Origin of the sequence: Vibrio sp. V15_P4S5T153, assembly GCF_963874485.1 — a bacterium.
Lineage (GTDB): Bacteria > Pseudomonadota > Gammaproteobacteria > Enterobacterales > Vibrionaceae > Vibrio > Vibrio anguillarum.
This window is the reverse complement of the sequence record NZ_CAWNHR010000020.1, coordinates 96,680-115,336: the sequence shown is the minus strand read 5'-3', so window position 1 is coordinate 115,336 and position 18,657 is coordinate 96,680. Positions and strand designations below refer to the sequence as shown.

Genomic DNA, 18,657 nt, shown 5'->3' with positions numbered 1-18,657 from the left:
ACAGAGCTGAGTTTCGCATATTGGATAGCACTATCAGGGGCGCTTTCAAATTAAAAATGGCTTACTCCCAACGCTCACAAAACTGATTCCCTCCCCTTCAAGGGGAGGTACAGAACGTTTATCAACTTCCGCTCTAGAGCATAACTGAGCCTATAAACTATACATCCAGTGGAATAGTGGTATTGGTCATTTTAGCGACCAGTCCACCAATTCGTTTGCGCATCTCACGTCTATCCACAATCATATCTAGAGCACCATGTTCTAAGAGGAATTCACTTTGCTGAAAGTCCTCTGGTAGTTTCTCTCGAACGGTTTGTTCAATAACTCGGCGTCCTGCAAATCCGATCCTTGCTTTCGGCTCACCAATGTTAATATCACCCAACATGGCGATACTTGCAGATACCCCCCCATAAGTTTGATCGGTCAGCACAGATATGTAGGGTAACTTAGCCATTGATAACTGATTCAAGGCAGCACTGGTTTTAGCCATCTGCATCAATGCGATGAGTGATTCTTGCATTCGAGCGCCCCCACAAGCAGAAAAGCATACCAATCCACAATTTGCATCAATAGCCGTATTAATAGCCTTAACGAAGCGTGCGCCTACCACTGCCCCCATTGAACCAGCCATAAAAGAGAATTCGAATGCACAGGCCACAATAGGTAAGCCCATTAGTTTTCCTTTCATTACAATTAACGCATCTTTTTCTCCTGTACTTTTCTGGGCGAGAACAAGACGTTCCTTGTAGCGTTTTAGATCCTTAAAATTCAGCAAATCTTTCGGCTCATATTCACTGGCAATCTCAATTCGCTCTGCTTTATCCAAAAAGCTATCTAATCGGCGGCGAGCTGACATCCTCATATGGTGATCGCATTTTGGGCACACATCTAAATTTCCCTCGAGGGCTATACGGTACAAGATCTGGTCACAGGACGGACATTTAATCCATACTCCCTCGGGAATCGGCGCTTTATGTGTACTGATGATCTTCTTCTTATCTATTAACCTTTCTAACCAACTCATGGGATGCCTCACTAGGTAACGTAGTGAGGAATATTGTATAAGCCAACTTCTGGTAATAAAGTGGTTTAAATGGGTTTGATAATCCAACTTAATGGGATTAAATGAGATGCTTGATAAGATTGATCAGCAGTGGCTAAAAAGTTTTCACTGCGTTTATGAGAACAAAAGCTTTAAACGAGCCGCGGAATGTCTATCTTTACCGAGTTCAAATGTCAGTCGCCATATCGCTTTACTCGAAGAGCGGCTAGATATAAGACTATTTGACAGAACCACACGCCGAATCGCTCCGACAGACGCAGGAGAACATCTTTACTTACGCACACAGCCGTTGCTAGACAAACTTAATGATGCTCTTGAGGAAGTGGCACTGCACTCCCATGAAGTCATGGGTCAACTGAGAGTGTTGATGCCTGATGCACCAGCTTTAGCCCAAGCAGTGGTTTCGTTTTGTACTCAACATCCCTCAATTTCATTATGTTGCGATACGAGTCTTAGCCCTAAAGAGGATTTGTTTGATCGGTTTGACATCATTTTAAGCTTTCATCGAGGAAGCCTCGAAGACACTAATTGGGTCGCGAAGAAGGTTAAATGTTGGCCAAGTGCGGTGGTGGCATCTCCCACATTCCTTCAGACTACGCGAAGACCTTTCCAGATTACCGATTTGAAACATGTTCCTTGTATAAGTAGTTTTACGGCGTTAAACGGGACACCGTGGGTATTTAAAAACGCTAAAGGTGAGCTGACAACCCAAAAGGTAAAGTCTTCATTTAAAGTCAATAGTGGACATCTAGCTAAATTAGGTGCGTTAGCTGGTTTGGGGTTCGCGATATTGCCAACCGAATCTTGTCGTAATGAGATAGAGGTAGGTTCTCTGGAAATAATAAAAATGGAGTACGAGCCTGAAGATTTGGTTTTATATCTCTTTTACTCTTCCAGAAAACACTTGGCAAAAAAGATCCCGATATTTATTGAACATTTACAGCGCCACGCAAATTTAGATAAAAGTCTATAGGAAGCAAAATAAGTTCCGTTAAAGACTTCACCTAAACCACTTCTTTAGAGGCAGAGGCTTTGCTAATCGAAATGATATGCAAATTTAGGCTGCTTAGCATACGCGGTATGACTAACGACATTATTAGAAAGTACGCATCGGTTTTGAATGGTCAGTCATTAGGCATGAATCGGACAATATTCTGCGAAGGAAGAGCATCATTTTGTTACGCAAACTCGTAATGGGACAAAAACTGTTTTAGCAAACTGCATCCATTATAATAAATGGCTTACTCCCAACGCTCACAAAACTGATTTCCTCCCCTAAAAGAGGGAGGAACAAAAGCGTTATGAGCTTCTACTTTGAAGCATTAAGTGGCAGAAGCGGGTTTGTGCCGAGTCGCTTGTTTACATCACCTCGGCCAAGTGTTTGAGCAAAGAAAAACGATCAAACTTTATTGTCTTCCGACAATATGCGCTCTAACCACCTTGTATCACTCAACCGTTACGGCTTTGGCCAGGTTACGAGGTTGATCGACATCCGTGCCTTTGATCAATGCGACATAGTAAGAAAGAAGCTGCATTGGAATGGTGTAGTAGATCGGCGCGGTAATTTCACTCACGTGTGGCATGGTGATGATTTTCATTGTTTCATCAGCCGCAAAGCCAGCGTCTTGATCGGCAAACACATACAGCAAGCCGCCACGAGCACGTACTTCTTCAATGTTCGATTTTAGCTTCTCTAACAGCTCGTTATTTGGCGCGACCACGACAACGGGCATGTCAGCATCAATCAGTGCTAATGGGCCGTGCTTTAATTCGCCCGCCGCGTATGCTTCAGCATGAATGTAAGAGATTTCCTTCAGCTTTAATGACGCTTCAAGCGCGATAGGGTAAAACTCACCACGACCTAGGAATAGAGTGTGGTGTTTATCTGCGAAATCTTCAGCCAGTGCTTCAATCTGCTTTTCATAGGCAAGGGCTGCATTAATTTGTGCAGGCAGTGCATGCAGTGCTTCAACAATTTCCGCCTCTTTTTCTTTATTAATGCACTGCTTTTGTTTACCAAGAGCGGTCACTAACATTAGCAAGGTTGCAAGCTGAGTAGTGAAGGCTTTGGTTGACGCCACACCAATCTCTGTTCCAGCGCGAGTCATGAATGCAAAGTCAGATTCACGAACCAGCGAAGAACCTGCTACGTTACAAATAGTCATCGCGGCCATGTAACCTTTTTCTTTCGCCAAGCGCAAAGCGGCTAAGGTATCTGCCGTTTCACCGGATTGAGAAAGCGTGATCAACAAGCTATTTGGACGAGTCACAAATTTGCGATAGCGAAATTCAGAGGCAATTTCCACATCGCAACTCACGCCTGCCAATGCTTCAAACCAATAACGCGCTGTCATGCCTGCGTTGTACGACGTTCCGCAAGCGACGATTTGTACATGTTCCACTTGGCTAAGAATTTCGGCAGCGTTCACACCAATGCTTTCTGTCACTACGCTGTCTTTGGTGATACGGCCTTCCATGGTGTTAATCAATGCCGTTGGCTGTTCAAAGATCTCTTTTTGCATGAAATGACGATATTTACCTTTATCGCCAGCGTCGTGCTCTGCGTTAGATTCGCTAATTTCACGCGTCACCTGTTCGCCGTTTGCAGCAAAAACCGTCACATCGCGGCGCGTAACTTCCGCGACATCACCCTCTTCAAGATACATAAAGCGGCGTGTAACATTCAGCAAAGCTAATTGGTCTGAAGCTAAGAAATTCTCACCGACACCAAAACCGATCACGATCGGGCTACCGGAGCGAGCAACCACAACACGGCTTGGATCTTTGCGATCAAGCACCACAGTACCGTAAGCACCCTCGAGTTGTTTAACCGTTTTTTGCACCGCTTCAAGAAGTGAACTGGCCGTGCGCAGTTCCCACTCAACAAGGTGAGCAATCACTTCAGTATCGGTTTGCGATTCAAAAAGGTAGCCGCGTTCACGCAGAACATCACGTAGCGTTTCATGGTTTTCGATAATGCCGTTATGCACAACCGCAATATCGCCCGACATGTGTGGGTGAGCATTAATTTCGGAAGGTTCACCGTGTGTCGCCCAGCGCGTATGCGCAATGCCTGTGCCTCCGGCAACATGTTGCTTTTCGACTGCATCGGCTAGCTCTTGCACTTTGCCTAAACGGCGAACGCGCGTTAATTGACTCGCACTATCCACCACAGCAACACCGGCTGAATCATAACCGCGGTATTCCAAACGGCGTAGTCCTTCCACTAAAATTTCAGCCACATCTCGTTGTGCTACTGCACCGACGATTCCACACATAAGGTTTTTACTCCATTTTAGATTTATGCTTCATCCCTAAAGCCGCAAGCGAAGGCCTTTATTTAGGAATGGTTGAATAGGGGTTAATTAAGCTCGGATCACTCGCACTTGGTGCGATTCAATCAATGCGGCATCTTGAACGGTTAGATCGTTATCGGTCACTAACACGTCGATATGCTCCCAAGCGAGCTCAAGGTTGGGAATTTTTCGGCCAACTTTGTCTGATTCGATCATCACGATCACTTCTCGTGAGACTTCGGCCATCACTTTGCTCAGGCCAATCAGTTCATTAAAGGTGGTGGTGCCACGTTCAAGATCAATACCGTCAGCGCCAATAAACAGTTGGTCAAAATCGTAAGAACGCAGTACCGATTCAGCCACTTTGCCCTGAAATGACTCTGAATGGGTATCCCAAGTACCGCCCGTCATTAATAGTGTCGGTTCACTTTCTAGTTCATTAAGGGCGTTCGCTACGTGCAATGAGTTGGTCATCACAACCAAACCGCGTTTATCATTCAGTTGCTGAATTAATGCTGCCGTAGTACTACCACAGTCAATAACGATGCGATTGTGATCTCGAATTAACTTAGCCGCCGCCTTAGCCAGCTTTATCTTTCGATTCGAAACTTTAGGATTAAACTCATCATTGACCACCTCTTTAGGCAGTGCAATCGCACCACCGTAACGGCGCAAGAGTTGACCGTTTTTCTCTAAAGAGGCCAAATCCTTTCTAATCGTCACCTCTGAGGTTTCAAACTGAGCAGAGAGTGCATCAACACTGACCTCACCCTGTTCATTCACAAGGTTAGCGATGGTGTGTCTTCTCAGTTGTGTGTTTCGTTTCGACATTTATATTTTTCTTCAAGATTACGAATCGAAAGCAATATTAATCGAATCGAAACTTTATTGTCTATTTATTTCGATCTAAAAAATTAATAATTCACGCTAAAACCTTGTCCTAAGACAATTCTTAGGCAGTGATATTGAACTCATTAGGTGGTAGAATTCGCGCCGAAAAGAAAAAAAATTACAGAATTGACTGTTATTCTTTTGCAACTTAACCGATTTAAACTCAATAAGTGGCAAAATAACGCTATAAAATCGACAATGCTTGGTCATAAAATGACTAAACTGTTGAAAGACTTTCAGCTCTAATGTCACAAAATCACATTAATATTGTTGGGTAATAGATAAGAAAAATTGCCGCTTGTGATGACGCTAGAACACTCAACCAACTTCAAATTGTAATCATATTTACCGGAGAGAACCTTCCATGAAAAAGACCAAAATCGTATGTACGATTGGCCCTAAAACTGAATCTGTAGAGAAGCTTACTGAGCTAGTGAATGCTGGCATGAACGTTATGCGTTTGAACTTCTCTCACGGTGACTTCGTAGAACACGGCACTCGTATTGCGAACTTCCGTAAAGTAATGGAAAACACTGGTAAACAGCTTGCGATCCTTTTAGACACTAAAGGTCCTGAAATCCGTACCATCAAACTAGAAAATGGTGATGACGTTGATCTCGTGGCTGGCCAGGATTTCACTTTCACTACTGATGCAACCGTTGTAGGTAACAAAGATAAAGTTGCCGTGACTTACTTAGGTTTTGCTAAAGACCTTACTGTAGGTAACAAAATTTTGGTTGATGACGGCCTGATTGAAATGGAAGTGATTGCAACCACAGAAACTGAAGTGAAATGTAAAGTGCTGAACAACGGCGCGCTAGGTGAAAACAAAGGTGTTAACCTTCCTAACGTTTCAGTGAACCTTCCAGCTCTTTCTGAAAAAGATAAAGCAGACCTTAAATTTGGTTGTGAGCAAGGCGTTGATTTTGTTGCAGCTTCTTTCATTCGTAAAGCTGACGACGTACGTGAAATCCGCGAACTGCTAACAGCAAACGGCGGCGCAGATATCCAAATCATCTCTAAAATTGAAAACCAAGAAGGCGTTGATAACTTCGACGAAATTCTTGAGCTTTCTGACGGTATCATGGTTGCTCGTGGCGACCTAGGTGTTGAGATCCCTGCTGAAGAAGTTATCTTTGCACAGAAGATGATGATCGAAAAATGTAACCGCGCACGTAAAGTGGTTATCACAGCAACTCAAATGCTTGATTCAATGATCAAGAACCCACGTCCAACTCGCGCAGAAGCTGGCGACGTAGCCAACGCGGTAATGGATGGTACAGATGCAGTGATGCTTTCTGGCGAAACAGCAAAAGGTAAATATCCTGTTGAAGCGGTCACTATCATGGCGCAAATCTGTGCTCGTACAGACCGCGTTCTACAAGCGGAGTTGGGTTCTCGTTTAGACAGCCCACGCCTACGCATTACTGAAGCCGTATGTAAAGGTGCAGTAGATACTGCTGAGAAATTGGCGGCTCCACTTATCGTGGTCGCAACTGAAGCGGGTAAATCAGCTCGTTCAGTGCGTAAGTACTTCCCAACTGCGAACATCATTGCTGTAACTACTAACAAGAAAACGGCGGCTCAACTCGTTCTAACTAAAGGTGTAACACCGGTTGTTGTTGATACTATCGACAGCACTGATGCGTTCTACATCAATGGTAAAGAGATTGCACTGGCTTCTGGTCTAGGCAAGAAGGGTGACATCGTAGTGATGGTTTCTGGTGCACTTGTTGCCTCAGGTACAACCAACACAGCTTCTGTTCACGTTCTATAATCGAACGTCGAATACAAAGCAGAAAAAATCGGGGCTTGCCCCGATTTTTTATTTCCGCTATTTACGTTTACTTACCAAGCCCATCACTCTTTGTAAGTATGCCTTAAGCAAGATCATCACTACTTTTACACAGTGAAACTCGATTTCGCCCTAAGGTTTTGGCCTCATATAAAGCAATGTCAGCGCATTTATACGAGCGTTTACCATCTGCGGTTAAGTCAGTAAAGCCAGCGCTGATGGTCACGGTAAGACTTTGCTCTACCTCTACTGCGACTCGTAAGCGGTTCAAGACAATCTCCGCCTCTTCGACAGAAGTATGCGGCATAATAATCGCAAACTCTTCACCGCCAATACGTGCCAGAAAATCCGTGGTACGCAATGTTTGGCTCAAAATCTCACCAACTTTAATAATGACGCGATCCCCTTCATCATGTCCTTGTTCATCATTCACTCGTTTAAAGTAATCAATATCAATTAAGACAAGGCAAACATGATGGCTTTCGGGATAACGTTGAATGATGTGCGTATGATGCTGCAATTCTGCTTCAAATTTACGGCGATTCCATAGCTGAGTTAACGCATCTTTTTCACTCAATTCTCGCAATCGGTTTTCTAAGACTTTGTACTGAGTAATATCGACTAAAGAGGTGATGTAATAACTGACTTTAGTCGCCTCTTTAATCGCTTGAATTCTCATGATGGCGGTTAGAGTCTCACCTTGTGTATTGACCATTTCTACTTCACCTTCCCAGAAATGTTGCTGCGATACCTCTTCAAGCACCTCGAGCATAAACTCCATACCATTTGGACTGAGCAGTAACTTTAATGCGTTACTGCCTTTTATCTCGTCAATAGTCAGACCGGTGATCTTTTCAAATTCGCCATTAACCATCATCACTTTGTGCTTTCTGTCTGAGATCATCACTGCAGACATACCATTCAAGGCCGCTCTTGCCAGTTTGCTTTCAATACTTCGATGATGGTAATGCAACGCCATAGAAACCATGGGAAGCGCAAAAATGAGTATAACGAAGAAGACAAAAAAAGCTTCTTTGATTAAATCGTTGACGTCACGCTTCGCTCGATGATCTAATTGCTCATCGGTGAGTTGAATCATCAAAAAAACAGGTTTCAATGAAGCAAATTTAAGGGTTTTATAAACCGTAACCTTGCCATTTTCGAATACATAGCCAGAAGGAGTTGTCTGCATCTGCTGCCAAGTTTTCGGTAGCAGAAGTGCAAGATTCTCGTATTGATTGGACGGTAATAAGTCTCCAAATAATTTGGTTTTATCGTTGGAAGACCAATAGAAACCTGAATCGCCGATCAGCTCAGGAGTTAATTGTGGATCACGGACATGATTTAAACGCGAAGATTGTGACCAAATATCAACATTGAGGACTAAATAGCCTTTTCGCTCCCCTAATACGGTAACTGGCGTAATCACACATAGCATCGGCTGTATAGCCGCAGCACTTCGAGCACTAGCCAATGCAATGCCCCAAACCCCCACTTCTCCCTCTGACAGGTTTTCTGCAAAGGCAACATAACCATGATGTGACAGGTCTTGAAGATTTTTTGCACTAGAGGCTAAATGGTTGTCCGCAGAATAATCAATACGAAGTCGCTCATGCCCAGATAAATCCAAAAGTGTAATCGAACTATACCATGTCTGCTTTTCAGCAACAGAAGACCATATATTTTCAAGATGCTGCTGGTTTATCTCTGAAGGAGAAAAAATAAATTCATACAAACTTTGGCTTCGACTAAGCAAATCAATAATGGAACCGACCTGAGCTTTCAACCCCCGATACTGTCGCTCACTTTCATTGAGTTGATCAAACGCCTCCGCTACCGTGTTTTGCGTTGCGTTGTCTTTCACTTCTTGGTAGCGCTGATAGTAATACCCAGTCACTATTGCGCTGAATAAGAAACAAATGATGAGAAGGATGCTGATTATTTTTGTGTATCTCATGACTTGTCTAAATATTAACCCTAAATAGTGATGAGCGGATTATAGCATCTTAAAAAATAGACAAAACAAAAAGCTACCGATTAATAATACAATCAATTTATGGAAGTAAAGGCTCGTTTTTATCCATTTTAAATTAACAAATCAATCAGTAGCTTAGGTAAGGGCTTAGTTGTTTAATTGATAGACTACGTCCACCCTATCGCGAATAATAAGCGTCGAGTCTTGGTAACTATTAGATTCAGATTTTGCATCCATTGCCATAGCACGCATCATAATCGGCTGCACGCTGGGCGAGTTGTAGTCTATCTGCCACACATCACCTAATTTCAACTTAAATCCTTCCGCCAATGATAGTGCTTTGGTATTCGCATCTTGAATCGCCGCTAGCCGAGCTTGTTGCTGGTATTGATCTTGATTCCGAACTTTAAGTTGAATATTGTCGACTTGGTTAATGCCCTCACCGAGCGCTACATCAAGGTATTGATTAAGCTGGCTTAAATCTTCAACCTCAACCGTGACACTTCTTGTTGCTTGATAACCCACTAACTCAGGCTTGCCGGACTTAGGGTAGTGATATTGAGGGGCAAGGTAGAGATTTGAACTCGATATTTGTTGGGAAGTCACACCGGATTCTTTCAAACGCGCCACAAATGCTTCTACCACTTTGTCGACCGCTCTTTTTGCCTGCTCCGCCGTCAGCGTTGATTCAACCACTTTAACTGAAAACTCAGCCATATCAGGTACCGCAACGACTTCACCATAACCTGTCGTTGAAAGATGAGGAAAATTGATTTCCTGCGCCATAGAACCAAAACTGAGCAATCCAGATAATAGCGTTACACTTGTCATTAATTTCATGGGAGTTACCTTACTCAAATGGGTGAATACATCATAGGCGATACTCTATATAAGCACAGTTAATAGCTTATGAAATGACACAACTTTGACGTTGAACTTTTGTCATTGCGGCAACACTTGGTGAGCATATTGAACGATGGCCTGAGAAATTTCCTGTAATATTCCCGTTTCTAACTGCCAATGATGCCAATAAATACGGTTGGTTAAAATGAACCCTGGTGTAATGTCGGTAAGCGTGCCTATTTCGAGCTCTTGTGCTATCTGTAAGCGGGGGATCAAACAATACGCCGCACCGGATAGGGCTAATTTAACAAAAGCTTCTGAACTACCCACGGTATGGTTTATGACGGCATCTCTTGGCACATTGAAGTGATCATGCAAATATTTTTTATGCAGATCATCATACTGATCATACGATACCGCTGGTGCTTTTTTTAAAGTATGAAAGTTCACACCTTGAGAGAAATAACGCTGATAAAACTCCGGGCTGGCAACACACACATAGTCCATTCGGCCTAAGTAGTCAGCATGACAACCAGGAATGGCTTGCGATTCTAAGCTTATTGCGCCAGCTACTTCGCCATTTTTAATTTTTTCGATCGTACGTGACTCACCAAAAACCGTCAGGTTCAACTCAACTTGCCGCGTTTTCATCGTATTCGATAACGCAGGAAGTAACCAAGTGGCCAAACTGTCCGCATTAGTGGCAATAGCTATTGAAACGGGCCGCGTATTCTCCTCATTCATCAATTCAGGCACCAGTTCATTTTCAAGCAAACACACCCTACGATACAACCCTAGCAATTTTTTTCCCACCAGCGTTGGCCTTGGTGGCTGCTCTCGAATCAGGACCGGTTGGGCGATAAATCTCTCTAGTTGCTTGATTCTTTGAGAAATAGCCGATTGTGAAATATAGAGATTTTCAGCGGCTCGTTCAAAGCTTCCTTGTTGCAGTACCGCATCTAATGCCTCAATCCATTTGTAATCTAGCCCTCTCATCCTAGGCTCCTTTTTATGATTATTAGTATTACTAATATAATATTAAAATCATTAATTATACTTATTTTTATACTCTCGCTATTGTGCGCTCACTGTATTGAATTATTACGATGAGGTGAGCTGTGAATGTGTGGATTTTGCTACAAGGTTTTGGATTAGGTGCAACGATGATTATTCCTATTGGTGCACAAAATGCCTATGTGCTAAACCAAGGAATTAAGCGCAATCACCACTTAACGACGGCGACCATCTGTAGTCTACTGGATGTGATTTTTATTTCTCTGGGTATATTTGGTGGCGGTGCCCTACTCTCAAGTAACGAAATCTTACTGACCTCGGTTACCTTAGGCGGTGTTGCTTTTCTCTCATTTTATGGATTTATTTCTTTAAGGAGTGCCTTCACTTCAACAAGCACTAATGAATCGGATGGCGAAGTGATCGCACGTGGTAAACGAACGGTTATTCTAGGCGCGTTAGCCGTTACTGTGCTTAACCCACATTTATACTTAGATACGGTTGTGATTTTGGGATCGATTGGTGGTCAGTTTGAAGGCCATGATCGCATCGCGTTTGCGCTAGGAACCATGATGGCCTCTTTTGTATGGTTTTATTCTTTATCAATTGGTGCTGCGAAGCTGGGGCCGACGCTCTCAAAGCCTAACGTGAAGAAAGGAATAGACATGGCCGTGGCTGCAATGATGTTTAGCATCGCCTTTATCCTTGCAAAAGGGCTGGCAATTCAATATCTGGTGTAAGTGTATAACCAACAAAAAGAAAGGGCATGAACTGAATAATCATTTCATGCCCTTTTCACTTGATTGAAAATGAATTAATTCATTTTATTCAGATGAACATCCATTTGTGGGAATGGGATCTCAATACCTTCTTTATCTAACTCTTCTTTGATGGCTTGTAACAAATCAAAATAAACAGCCCAATACTCTGCCGTTTTCACCCAAGGGCGAACCACAAAATTGACTGAAGAATCGGCCAAGGCCATTACACCGATAGTCGGTGCAGGATCTTTCAACAAACGAGGCTCTGCCGCGACTACTTTAGCCAGCACTTCCTTGGTTTTTTGCAGATTGGACTTATAAGAAACACCAATCACCAAATCAATACGACGAGTGTCATGGCGTGAATAGTTAACAATTGGGCCACTGATGATCGAACCATTAGGCACAATCACCATTTTATTGTCAGGCGTGCGCAGTACTGTTGAAAAAATTTGAATCGATTCAACCGATCCAGCAGTACCACTAACTTCCACGTAATCACCGGATTTGAATGGGCGGAATGCCACAATCAAAACGCCCGCAGCAAAGTTTGATAGGGAGCCTTGTAGCGCTAAACCAACCGCCAATCCAGCCGCACCGATAATGGCTACAACAGAAGCGGTTTGCACACCAATGCGACCTAAAGCGGCAATTAATACCACCACAAATAGCGTATAACGGACTAGACCATGAACAAACTCAACAACTGCTTTGTCCATGTCTTTCTTTTTCAGAGCCTTGGCAACACTTCCAGCCACAGCTTTAACAACAATGTTACCGATAAATAGGATCAGAATAGCGGAAATAATATTGACGCCGTATTGTATCAAAAGATCTGAATTATTGGTCAGCCAAGTATTGGCTTGCGCTAAACCATCGACTAATGGAGCTTCGATGCCCATTGATTCACCTGACATATTGCATTTCCTCTTTATAAAATCATTTTGAATGTTGTTGTTACCACTGAACATCAAAGACAAAAAACGACTGACAGTAGAGTGTCAGTTTTTTGGCACAATATCTCACTTTGGTTATGTTGCAAAGTCAGTTTTATGTAAACACTGACAAAACAAATAGTTACTTGGAAGCATTGATATGAGCTTGTTAGAGGTTAAGCAATATTTTAACAATCCGCCAGTCATTTTGTCTGAATCTCGGCCATAAAAAAACCCGCTCATTGAGCGGGTTCATCACTTAGTCCAGATAAATGAACTTATAGTACGTCGATCGCATTAAGGTCAGCGAAGGCTTTCTCTAAACGAGCAACCATCGATGCTTGACCAGCACGTAGCCATACGCGTGGATCGTAGTATTTCTTGTTTGGCGCAGATTCACCCGTAGGGTTACCAATTTGACCTTGTAGGTAATCATGGTTTTCAGCTTCGTACTGACGGATACCGTCCCAAGTTGCCCACTGAGTATCAGTATCGATGTTCATTTTGATAACACCATAGCTGATTGACTCTTTGATCTCGGCTTCAGAAGAACCAGAACCACCGTGGAATACGAAGTTTAGAGAGTTCGCTGGAAGGCCAAATTTCTCAGAAACATACGCTTGTGAATCACGTAGGATAGTTGGAGTCAGTACCACGTTACCCGCTTGGTAAACACCATGTACGTTACCGAAAGAAGCTGCGATAGTGAAACGGTGGCTCACTGCGCTCAATTTCTCGTAAGCGTAAGCTACGTCTTCAGGAGAAGTGTACAGCTCAGATGAATCCATGTCTGAGTTGTCTACGCCGTCTTCTTCGCCACCAGTACAACCCAGTTCGATCTCGATAGTCATACCCATTTTAGCCATACGCTCTAGGTATTTCGCACAAGTTTCAACGTTCTCTTCTAGAGACTCTTCAGAAAGGTCTAGCATATGAGAAGAGAATAGAGGCTTACCAGTTTGAGCGAAGAACTCTTCGCCTGCGTCTAGTAGACCGTCGATCCAAGGAAGTAGTTTCTTCGCAGCGTGGTCAGTGTGAAGAATAACAGGCACACCGTAAGTTTCTGCTACAGCGTGAACATATTTCGCGCCAGCAACCGCACCTAGGATTTGTGCACCTTGACCAGCAAGTTTAACGCCTTTACCAGCAAAGAAAGCCGCGCCACCGTTAGAGAACTGAACAACCACTGGCGCTTTAACTTTAGATGCAGCTTCAAGAACCGCATTGATAGAGTCAGTGTTCACTACGTTTACTGCAGGAAGAGCAAAGTTATTTTGTTTTGCAACTTCAAATACTTTCTGTACGTCATCGCCAGAAATTACGCCTGGTTTTACGAAATCGAAGATCTTAGACATGGATTTGATCCTATTTTTTCTATCGTTTTAAAAATAAAACAGTTAAGTTTAAATTCTTGCAAACGTTTGCTCACAACTGGCGTCATTCTATCAGAATAAAAACACACGTGCAGCAAACAAGAAAGCGGGAATCACTCCCGCTTTCATTAGTCATTAAGCTTTCGCGCGTGCTTCTAGCATTTCAACCGCTGGTAGTACTTTGCCTTCAACAAACTCAAGGAATGCACCGCCGCCAGTAGAGATGTAAGATACGTCGGCTTTGATACCGAACTTGTCGATTGCCGCTAGTGTGTCACCACCACCAGCCACTGAGAAACCTGCAGATTTCGCAATCGCTTCAGAGATACCTTTTGTACCTGCTTCGAAGTTTTTGAATTCAAATACGCCAACAGGACCGTTCCATAGAATGGTTTTTGCGTTAGCGATGATTTCAGCCAGTTGTGCGGTTGAGTCTGGACCTAGGTCGAAAATCATATCGTCATCTTGAACATCCGCCACGTTTTTGATTTCCGCTTCTGCGTTTTCATCAAAGGCTTTTGCACAAGCAACATCTGTTGCTACTGGAATAGAACACTCTTTCATCAACTTTTTAGCCGTTTCAAGCAAGTCTGCTTCATATAGAGACTTACCTACGTTGTGGCCTGCTGCTGCAATGAAAGTGTTAGCAATACCACCGCCAACAACCAGTTGGTCAGCAATTTTAGATAGCGATTCTAGAACCGTTAGTTTAGTAGACACTTTTGAGCCACCAACGATAGCCACTAATGGACGCTCTGGGTTATCCATAGCTTTGCCTAGTGCTTCAAGTTCTGCTGCCAATAGTGGACCAGCACAAGCGATAGGTGCTTGCATACCAATGCCGTGAGTTGAGGCTTGTGCACGGTGAGCCGTACCAAATGCATCCATCACAAATACGTCGCAAAGAGCGGCGTATTTTTTAGATAGTTCTTCTTCGTTCTTTTTCTCGCCTTTGTTAAAGCGAACGTTTTCTAGAACAACAAGCTCACCTGCGTTTAGCTCTAGGCCATCTAGGTAATCTTTTGCCAGTTTCACTTCGCAATCTAGAGCGTCGTTTAGGTAATTAACCACTGGTAGTAGAGAGAACTCTTCCGCGTATTCGCCTTCAGTTGGACGACCTAGGTGAGAAGTAACCATCACTTTAGCGCCCGCCGCTAGGCAGTGCTGAATTGTTGGTAGCGATGCAAGAATACGTGCATCAGAAGTTACTTTGCCATCTTTCACTGGTACGTTTAGGTCAGCACGGATAAATACGCGTTTACCTGCTAGGTCCAGGTCGGTCATCTTGATTACAGACATGGTTTGTCCTCTCAAATATTAATAAATAAAGTTTTTGGAAACCCGGCAACCTTGCCGAGCCTATAAATTCTTCAAACTGGTTATCGATATGGAGATTTGAGTTATTTATTTCAAGCCTGAAAATAAATAAATCTCCATCATCCTGCTACTACTCGGATGCTTGCATTGCGAGTGCCGTATCCAGCATGCGATTCGCAAAGCCCCATTCGTTATCACACCAAACGAGCATTTTAACAAGCTGCCCGTTGCTCACTCTTGTTTGTGAACCATCAACAATCGCACTATGGGGATCGTGGTTAAAATCGATGGAAACAAGCGGAGCTTCAGTATAGTCAACAATGCCACGTAATGTACACTGAGATGCGTTAACAATGGTTTGATTTACGTCATTAACTTTCACATTTGTATTAATTGTGACACTCAAATCCATCGCGGTGACATTAACTGTCGGTACGCGCACTGATATCGCTTCAAATTTGTTAGAAAATTTCGGAAAGATCCTTTCAATTCCTTTGTGCAACTTGGTGTCCACTGGAATGATGGATTGGCTGGCGGAACGTGTTCGACGCAAATCGGTGTGGTAGGCATCGATCACTTGTTGATCATTCATTGACGAGTGAATAGTGGTAATGGTTCCTGAATCGATACCAAACGCTTCATCAAGCACTTTAATAATCGGTACAATGCAGTTGGTGGTACAGGATCCGTTCGACACAATGCGATGTTCTGCGGTTAGCGTCTCATGGTTGACCCCATAAATGATCGTATTATCGAGATCATGTGAGCCGGGATGTGAAAAGAGTACCTTCTTTGCGCCTGCCTCAATGTGCTCCAAACCATCGGCTTTTGAGCCGTACACACCCGTGCAGTCGAGCACAATATCAACGCCTAAATCGCGCCATGGCAGAAGTTTGATTTCACTAAGGTGCAAAATTCGAATCGAGTCATACTCATCCAGCCCATGATGAACATAGATATGCTCTTGATCATTGGTGATCTTTTTACCAAATCGACCATGAGTAGTGTCGTATTGCAGTAGGTGCGCCATCGCATCAGGTAGCGCCAGCTCGTTCACCGCCACCACCTTTATCTGCTGACTTTTTCCACTTTCATATATCGCACGCAGCACGTTACGCCCGATACGCCCAAAACCATTGATCGCGACTTTAAGCATCATTCCATCGTCTTAACTTTTTTCGTGGTACAGATAGTAACCGATAGCGACCAAGAGCAACACCCCAAGCCATCAGTTGTCGCAAAAGATTCCGTTTCTAAACGGACTCAAGGTACAAGCAACGGCGGCTACGACAAGAAAGATGACCATAAAAAATGGCTCACCAAACGGGAGCCATTTCATTTGCGGTATTGATGGTTTAAAAGTTAACGTCAATACCTAACCAATAACGACGTCCATCTTCTACATAGCCATATTCTTGGTATGAAATTTCTTCATCGAGTAGATTGTAAATCGCACCTTTCAAGCTTACTTGAGAAGAAAGCGCGTAAGTGATGCCAGTATCGATGAACTGATAAGCTGGCTCAATCAAGCTGCTACGAGAAGGGCCAGTGACTGGGTTGCTCTCTTTTCCACGATAAGTCAGCTTCAACCAACTGCTCAAGTTGTCAGTCGCTTGCCAATCAATATCAGCGCTGAAGCGATGCTCAGGTTGTTGCTCAAGTGGCATACCTTGATATTTTCCGGTTTTTTGCTCTGAGTCAGTAAAGGTATAACTCGCGTTGAAATAAACCGTTTCTGTGATAGGTAAACCGAGCGTACTTTCGACCCCACGCGTGTACGCTTCATCAACGTTCACTCGATAAGTGGGATCAGAGCCCCACTCGTTCGGGCCTGCAGTACAGACGTTGCTTGGGCACACAACACGGGTAATTTTGTCTTTGAAATCATTATGGAAGAAAGTCAAACTCGCGTTAAGACCCTCTCCATTTTTGTACATCAACCCCAACTCTTTGTTAATCGAGGTTTCGGGTTTTAAGTCTGGATTACCGTAAATATTACCGCCTTGACTCACCTGCGCCCAATTTGGCGTGACTTCTCTGAGCTGCGGTGAACGGAAACCCGTGGCCACGCCACCTTTCAGAATCCACGCTGGATTGATGGTCCACACGCCATACGCTCTTGGGCTAAAATGAGAACCATAATTTTCATCGTGGTCAACACGGCCACCTAAGGTTAGGTTAAACGACTCGGTCATGCGCCACTCGTCTTCAACAAACGCCGCCCATTGAGTGCTTTCAATCTGAGTTAAATCAGAGGCTTTATTTGAGGTAAAATCTTCTAACTTTGAATGTGAAGCCTCAATGCCTACGGTTGCCGTATTGTTAGTCAATGGCACCACTAAGCTTGATTTAGCCACCGTATTGATGATCTCCATCTCACGGCTTTTATTGTTACTTACTTCACGTTGGACATAAGTATCCGACACACCATAGTCGCCCCAATCCCCTTGGTGAGAAAGGGAAATATAGGTTCTACGGTATTCGTTTAAGCTGTCTTCGCACCCACCTTTACAACCTGTCGTTGGCACGGATAACCCTACATTGCCTCGGCGATCTTGTGCGGAAGTGCCCACTTCAAAAGTCAGATCATGCTGCTCATTAAGTTGGTAGTTCAACTTTGAAGTTAAACTTTTTAAGCTTTTGTCTTGGTAGCCACGTTCAATCTTATCTTCATCGCGTTCGGTGCTCTGTCCATAAACTTGCAGAGAAAGATTGTCGGCCAGTGGCCCTGTCAGGAAGAAGTTGACGCCGTTCTGATCGCCAGAATCGCGATTTTCTTGGAAAACCGTATCCAACTGAACACTGCCTGACCACTCTTGATTATCTTTTCGTGTGATGATGTTGATCACACCACCAATGGCATCTGAGCCATACAAAGTCGACATTGGGCCACGAATCACTTCAATTCGTTCAATGGCTTGCAGTGGTGGCATCCATCCCTGCTCAATACCTGGGCCATCACTATTTGGTCGAGTTTGACGTGAAGATTGACGCTTACCATCGACTAACATCAAGGTGTAGTTTGAACTCATACCGCGCAAGCTGATGTCTGTTTTGTCACCACCTCCAGTCACCAACACGCCCGGCACACTGCGCAGTGCATCGGTTACATCACGATAATAACGTGATTGCAACTCTTCTCGTGTAATCACACTGATACTCGCTGGAGCCTGCGCTTGTGTTTGTTCAAAACCAGCCGCCGTCACCACTAATTTCTCATAAGATTGAATTTCTTCAGCGAACACGTGTGATGAGGTGAATAACCCGAGCGCCGCAGTAATTGCAACATTCAGCGGATTGAGTCTGGACATGTACCACTCCTTTAAATGATAATGATTATTAATTTCAGGAGTGGATTATTCATAATTTTGATGATTGAGATAGATAGACAGATGGA

The 18,657-nt window shown here is 43.7% G+C and carries 14 protein-coding genes; 3 read left to right on the top strand and 11 right to left on the bottom strand.

Annotated elements, in window-relative coordinates:
* Positions 1–157: 157 nt before the first annotated feature.
* Entirely contained in the window at positions 158–1,024 is an 867-nt protein-coding gene (gene accD, locus AACT42_RS21720) for an acetyl-CoA carboxylase, carboxyltransferase subunit beta (RefSeq protein WP_094134256.1), read from the bottom strand.
* 106 nt (positions 1,025–1,130) lie between these two features.
* On the opposite strand from accD, the gene AACT42_RS21715 reads away from it, so the two are divergent.
* Positions 1,131–2,036 (top strand): LysR family transcriptional regulator, encoded by a 906-nt coding sequence (locus tag AACT42_RS21715; protein ID WP_443085602.1) that lies wholly within the window; start codon positions 1,131–1,133, stop codon positions 2,034–2,036.
* 472 nt (positions 2,037–2,508) lie between these two features.
* Here AACT42_RS21715 and glmS read toward each other — a convergent pair whose 3' ends face one another.
* Positions 2,509–4,341: a glutamine--fructose-6-phosphate transaminase (isomerizing) gene (glmS, locus tag AACT42_RS21710; protein WP_017045440.1), complete on the bottom strand. Its 1,833-nt coding sequence runs from the start codon at positions 4,339–4,341 to the stop codon at positions 2,509–2,511.
* Between the two features lie 87 nt (positions 4,342–4,428).
* Positions 4,429–5,190 (bottom strand): DeoR/GlpR family DNA-binding transcription regulator, encoded by a 762-nt coding sequence (locus AACT42_RS21705; protein WP_013857797.1) that lies wholly within the window; start codon positions 5,188–5,190, stop codon positions 4,429–4,431.
* Positions 5,191–5,614: 424 nt separating this feature from the next.
* On the opposite strand from AACT42_RS21705, the gene pykF reads away from it, so the two are divergent.
* Positions 5,615–7,027 carry a pyruvate kinase PykF gene (gene pykF, locus AACT42_RS21700; RefSeq protein ID WP_026027602.1) on the top strand — a complete coding sequence of 471 codons (1,413 nt, stop codon included), beginning with the start codon at positions 5,615–5,617 and terminating at the stop codon, positions 7,025–7,027.
* Between the two features lie 103 nt (positions 7,028–7,130).
* On the opposite strand, the gene AACT42_RS21695 is transcribed toward pykF, so the two are convergent.
* From AACT42_RS21695 to AACT42_RS21685, 3 genes are all read right to left on the bottom strand, one after another.
* Positions 7,131–9,002, bottom strand: a complete 1,872-nt coding sequence (locus AACT42_RS21695) for a sensor domain-containing diguanylate cyclase (protein WP_094134258.1) — start codon at positions 9,000–9,002, stop codon at positions 7,131–7,133.
* Between the two features lie 165 nt (positions 9,003–9,167).
* The gene (locus AACT42_RS21690; protein ID WP_176432257.1) at positions 9,168–9,860 is read right to left on the bottom strand and encodes an oxidative stress defense protein; all 693 of its coding nucleotides are present in this window, start codon (positions 9,858–9,860) and stop codon (positions 9,168–9,170) included.
* 102 nt (positions 9,861–9,962) lie between these two features.
* Complete coding sequence (locus AACT42_RS21685) at positions 9,963–10,859, bottom strand: LysR family transcriptional regulator ArgP (RefSeq protein ID WP_094134260.1); 897 nt, start codon at positions 10,857–10,859, stop codon at positions 9,963–9,965.
* Between the two features lie 122 nt (positions 10,860–10,981).
* On the opposite strand from AACT42_RS21685, the gene AACT42_RS21680 reads away from it, so the two are divergent.
* On the top strand, positions 10,982–11,614 hold the full coding sequence (locus AACT42_RS21680) for a LysE/ArgO family amino acid transporter (RefSeq protein WP_017047512.1): 633 nt from the start codon (positions 10,982–10,984) through the stop codon (positions 11,612–11,614).
* Positions 11,615–11,688: 74 nt separating this feature from the next.
* Here the strand turns inward: AACT42_RS21680 and mscS are convergent, their stop codons facing one another.
* The 5 genes from mscS to AACT42_RS21655 form a co-directional block, all read right to left on the bottom strand.
* Entirely contained in the window at positions 11,689–12,615 is a 927-nt protein-coding gene (gene mscS, locus AACT42_RS21675) for a small-conductance mechanosensitive channel MscS (RefSeq protein WP_013857803.1), read from the bottom strand.
* 233 nt (positions 12,616–12,848) lie between these two features.
* Positions 12,849–13,925, bottom strand: coding sequence for a class II fructose-bisphosphate aldolase (fbaA, locus tag AACT42_RS21670; protein ID WP_013857804.1), 1,077 nt, complete (start codon positions 13,923–13,925; stop codon positions 12,849–12,851).
* A 153-nt stretch (positions 13,926–14,078) separates the two neighbouring features.
* Positions 14,079–15,242 (bottom strand): phosphoglycerate kinase, encoded by a 1,164-nt coding sequence (locus AACT42_RS21665; protein ID WP_026027969.1) that lies wholly within the window; start codon positions 15,240–15,242, stop codon positions 14,079–14,081.
* Between the two features lie 148 nt (positions 15,243–15,390).
* The gene (epd, locus tag AACT42_RS21660) at positions 15,391–16,416 is read right to left on the bottom strand and encodes an erythrose-4-phosphate dehydrogenase (protein WP_026027970.1); all 1,026 of its coding nucleotides are present in this window, start codon (positions 16,414–16,416) and stop codon (positions 15,391–15,393) included.
* Between the two features lie 199 nt (positions 16,417–16,615).
* Complete coding sequence (locus AACT42_RS21655) at positions 16,616–18,571, bottom strand: ligand-gated channel protein (RefSeq protein ID WP_094134261.1); 1,956 nt, start codon at positions 18,569–18,571, stop codon at positions 16,616–16,618.
* Between the last annotated feature and the right edge of the window lie 86 nt (positions 18,572–18,657).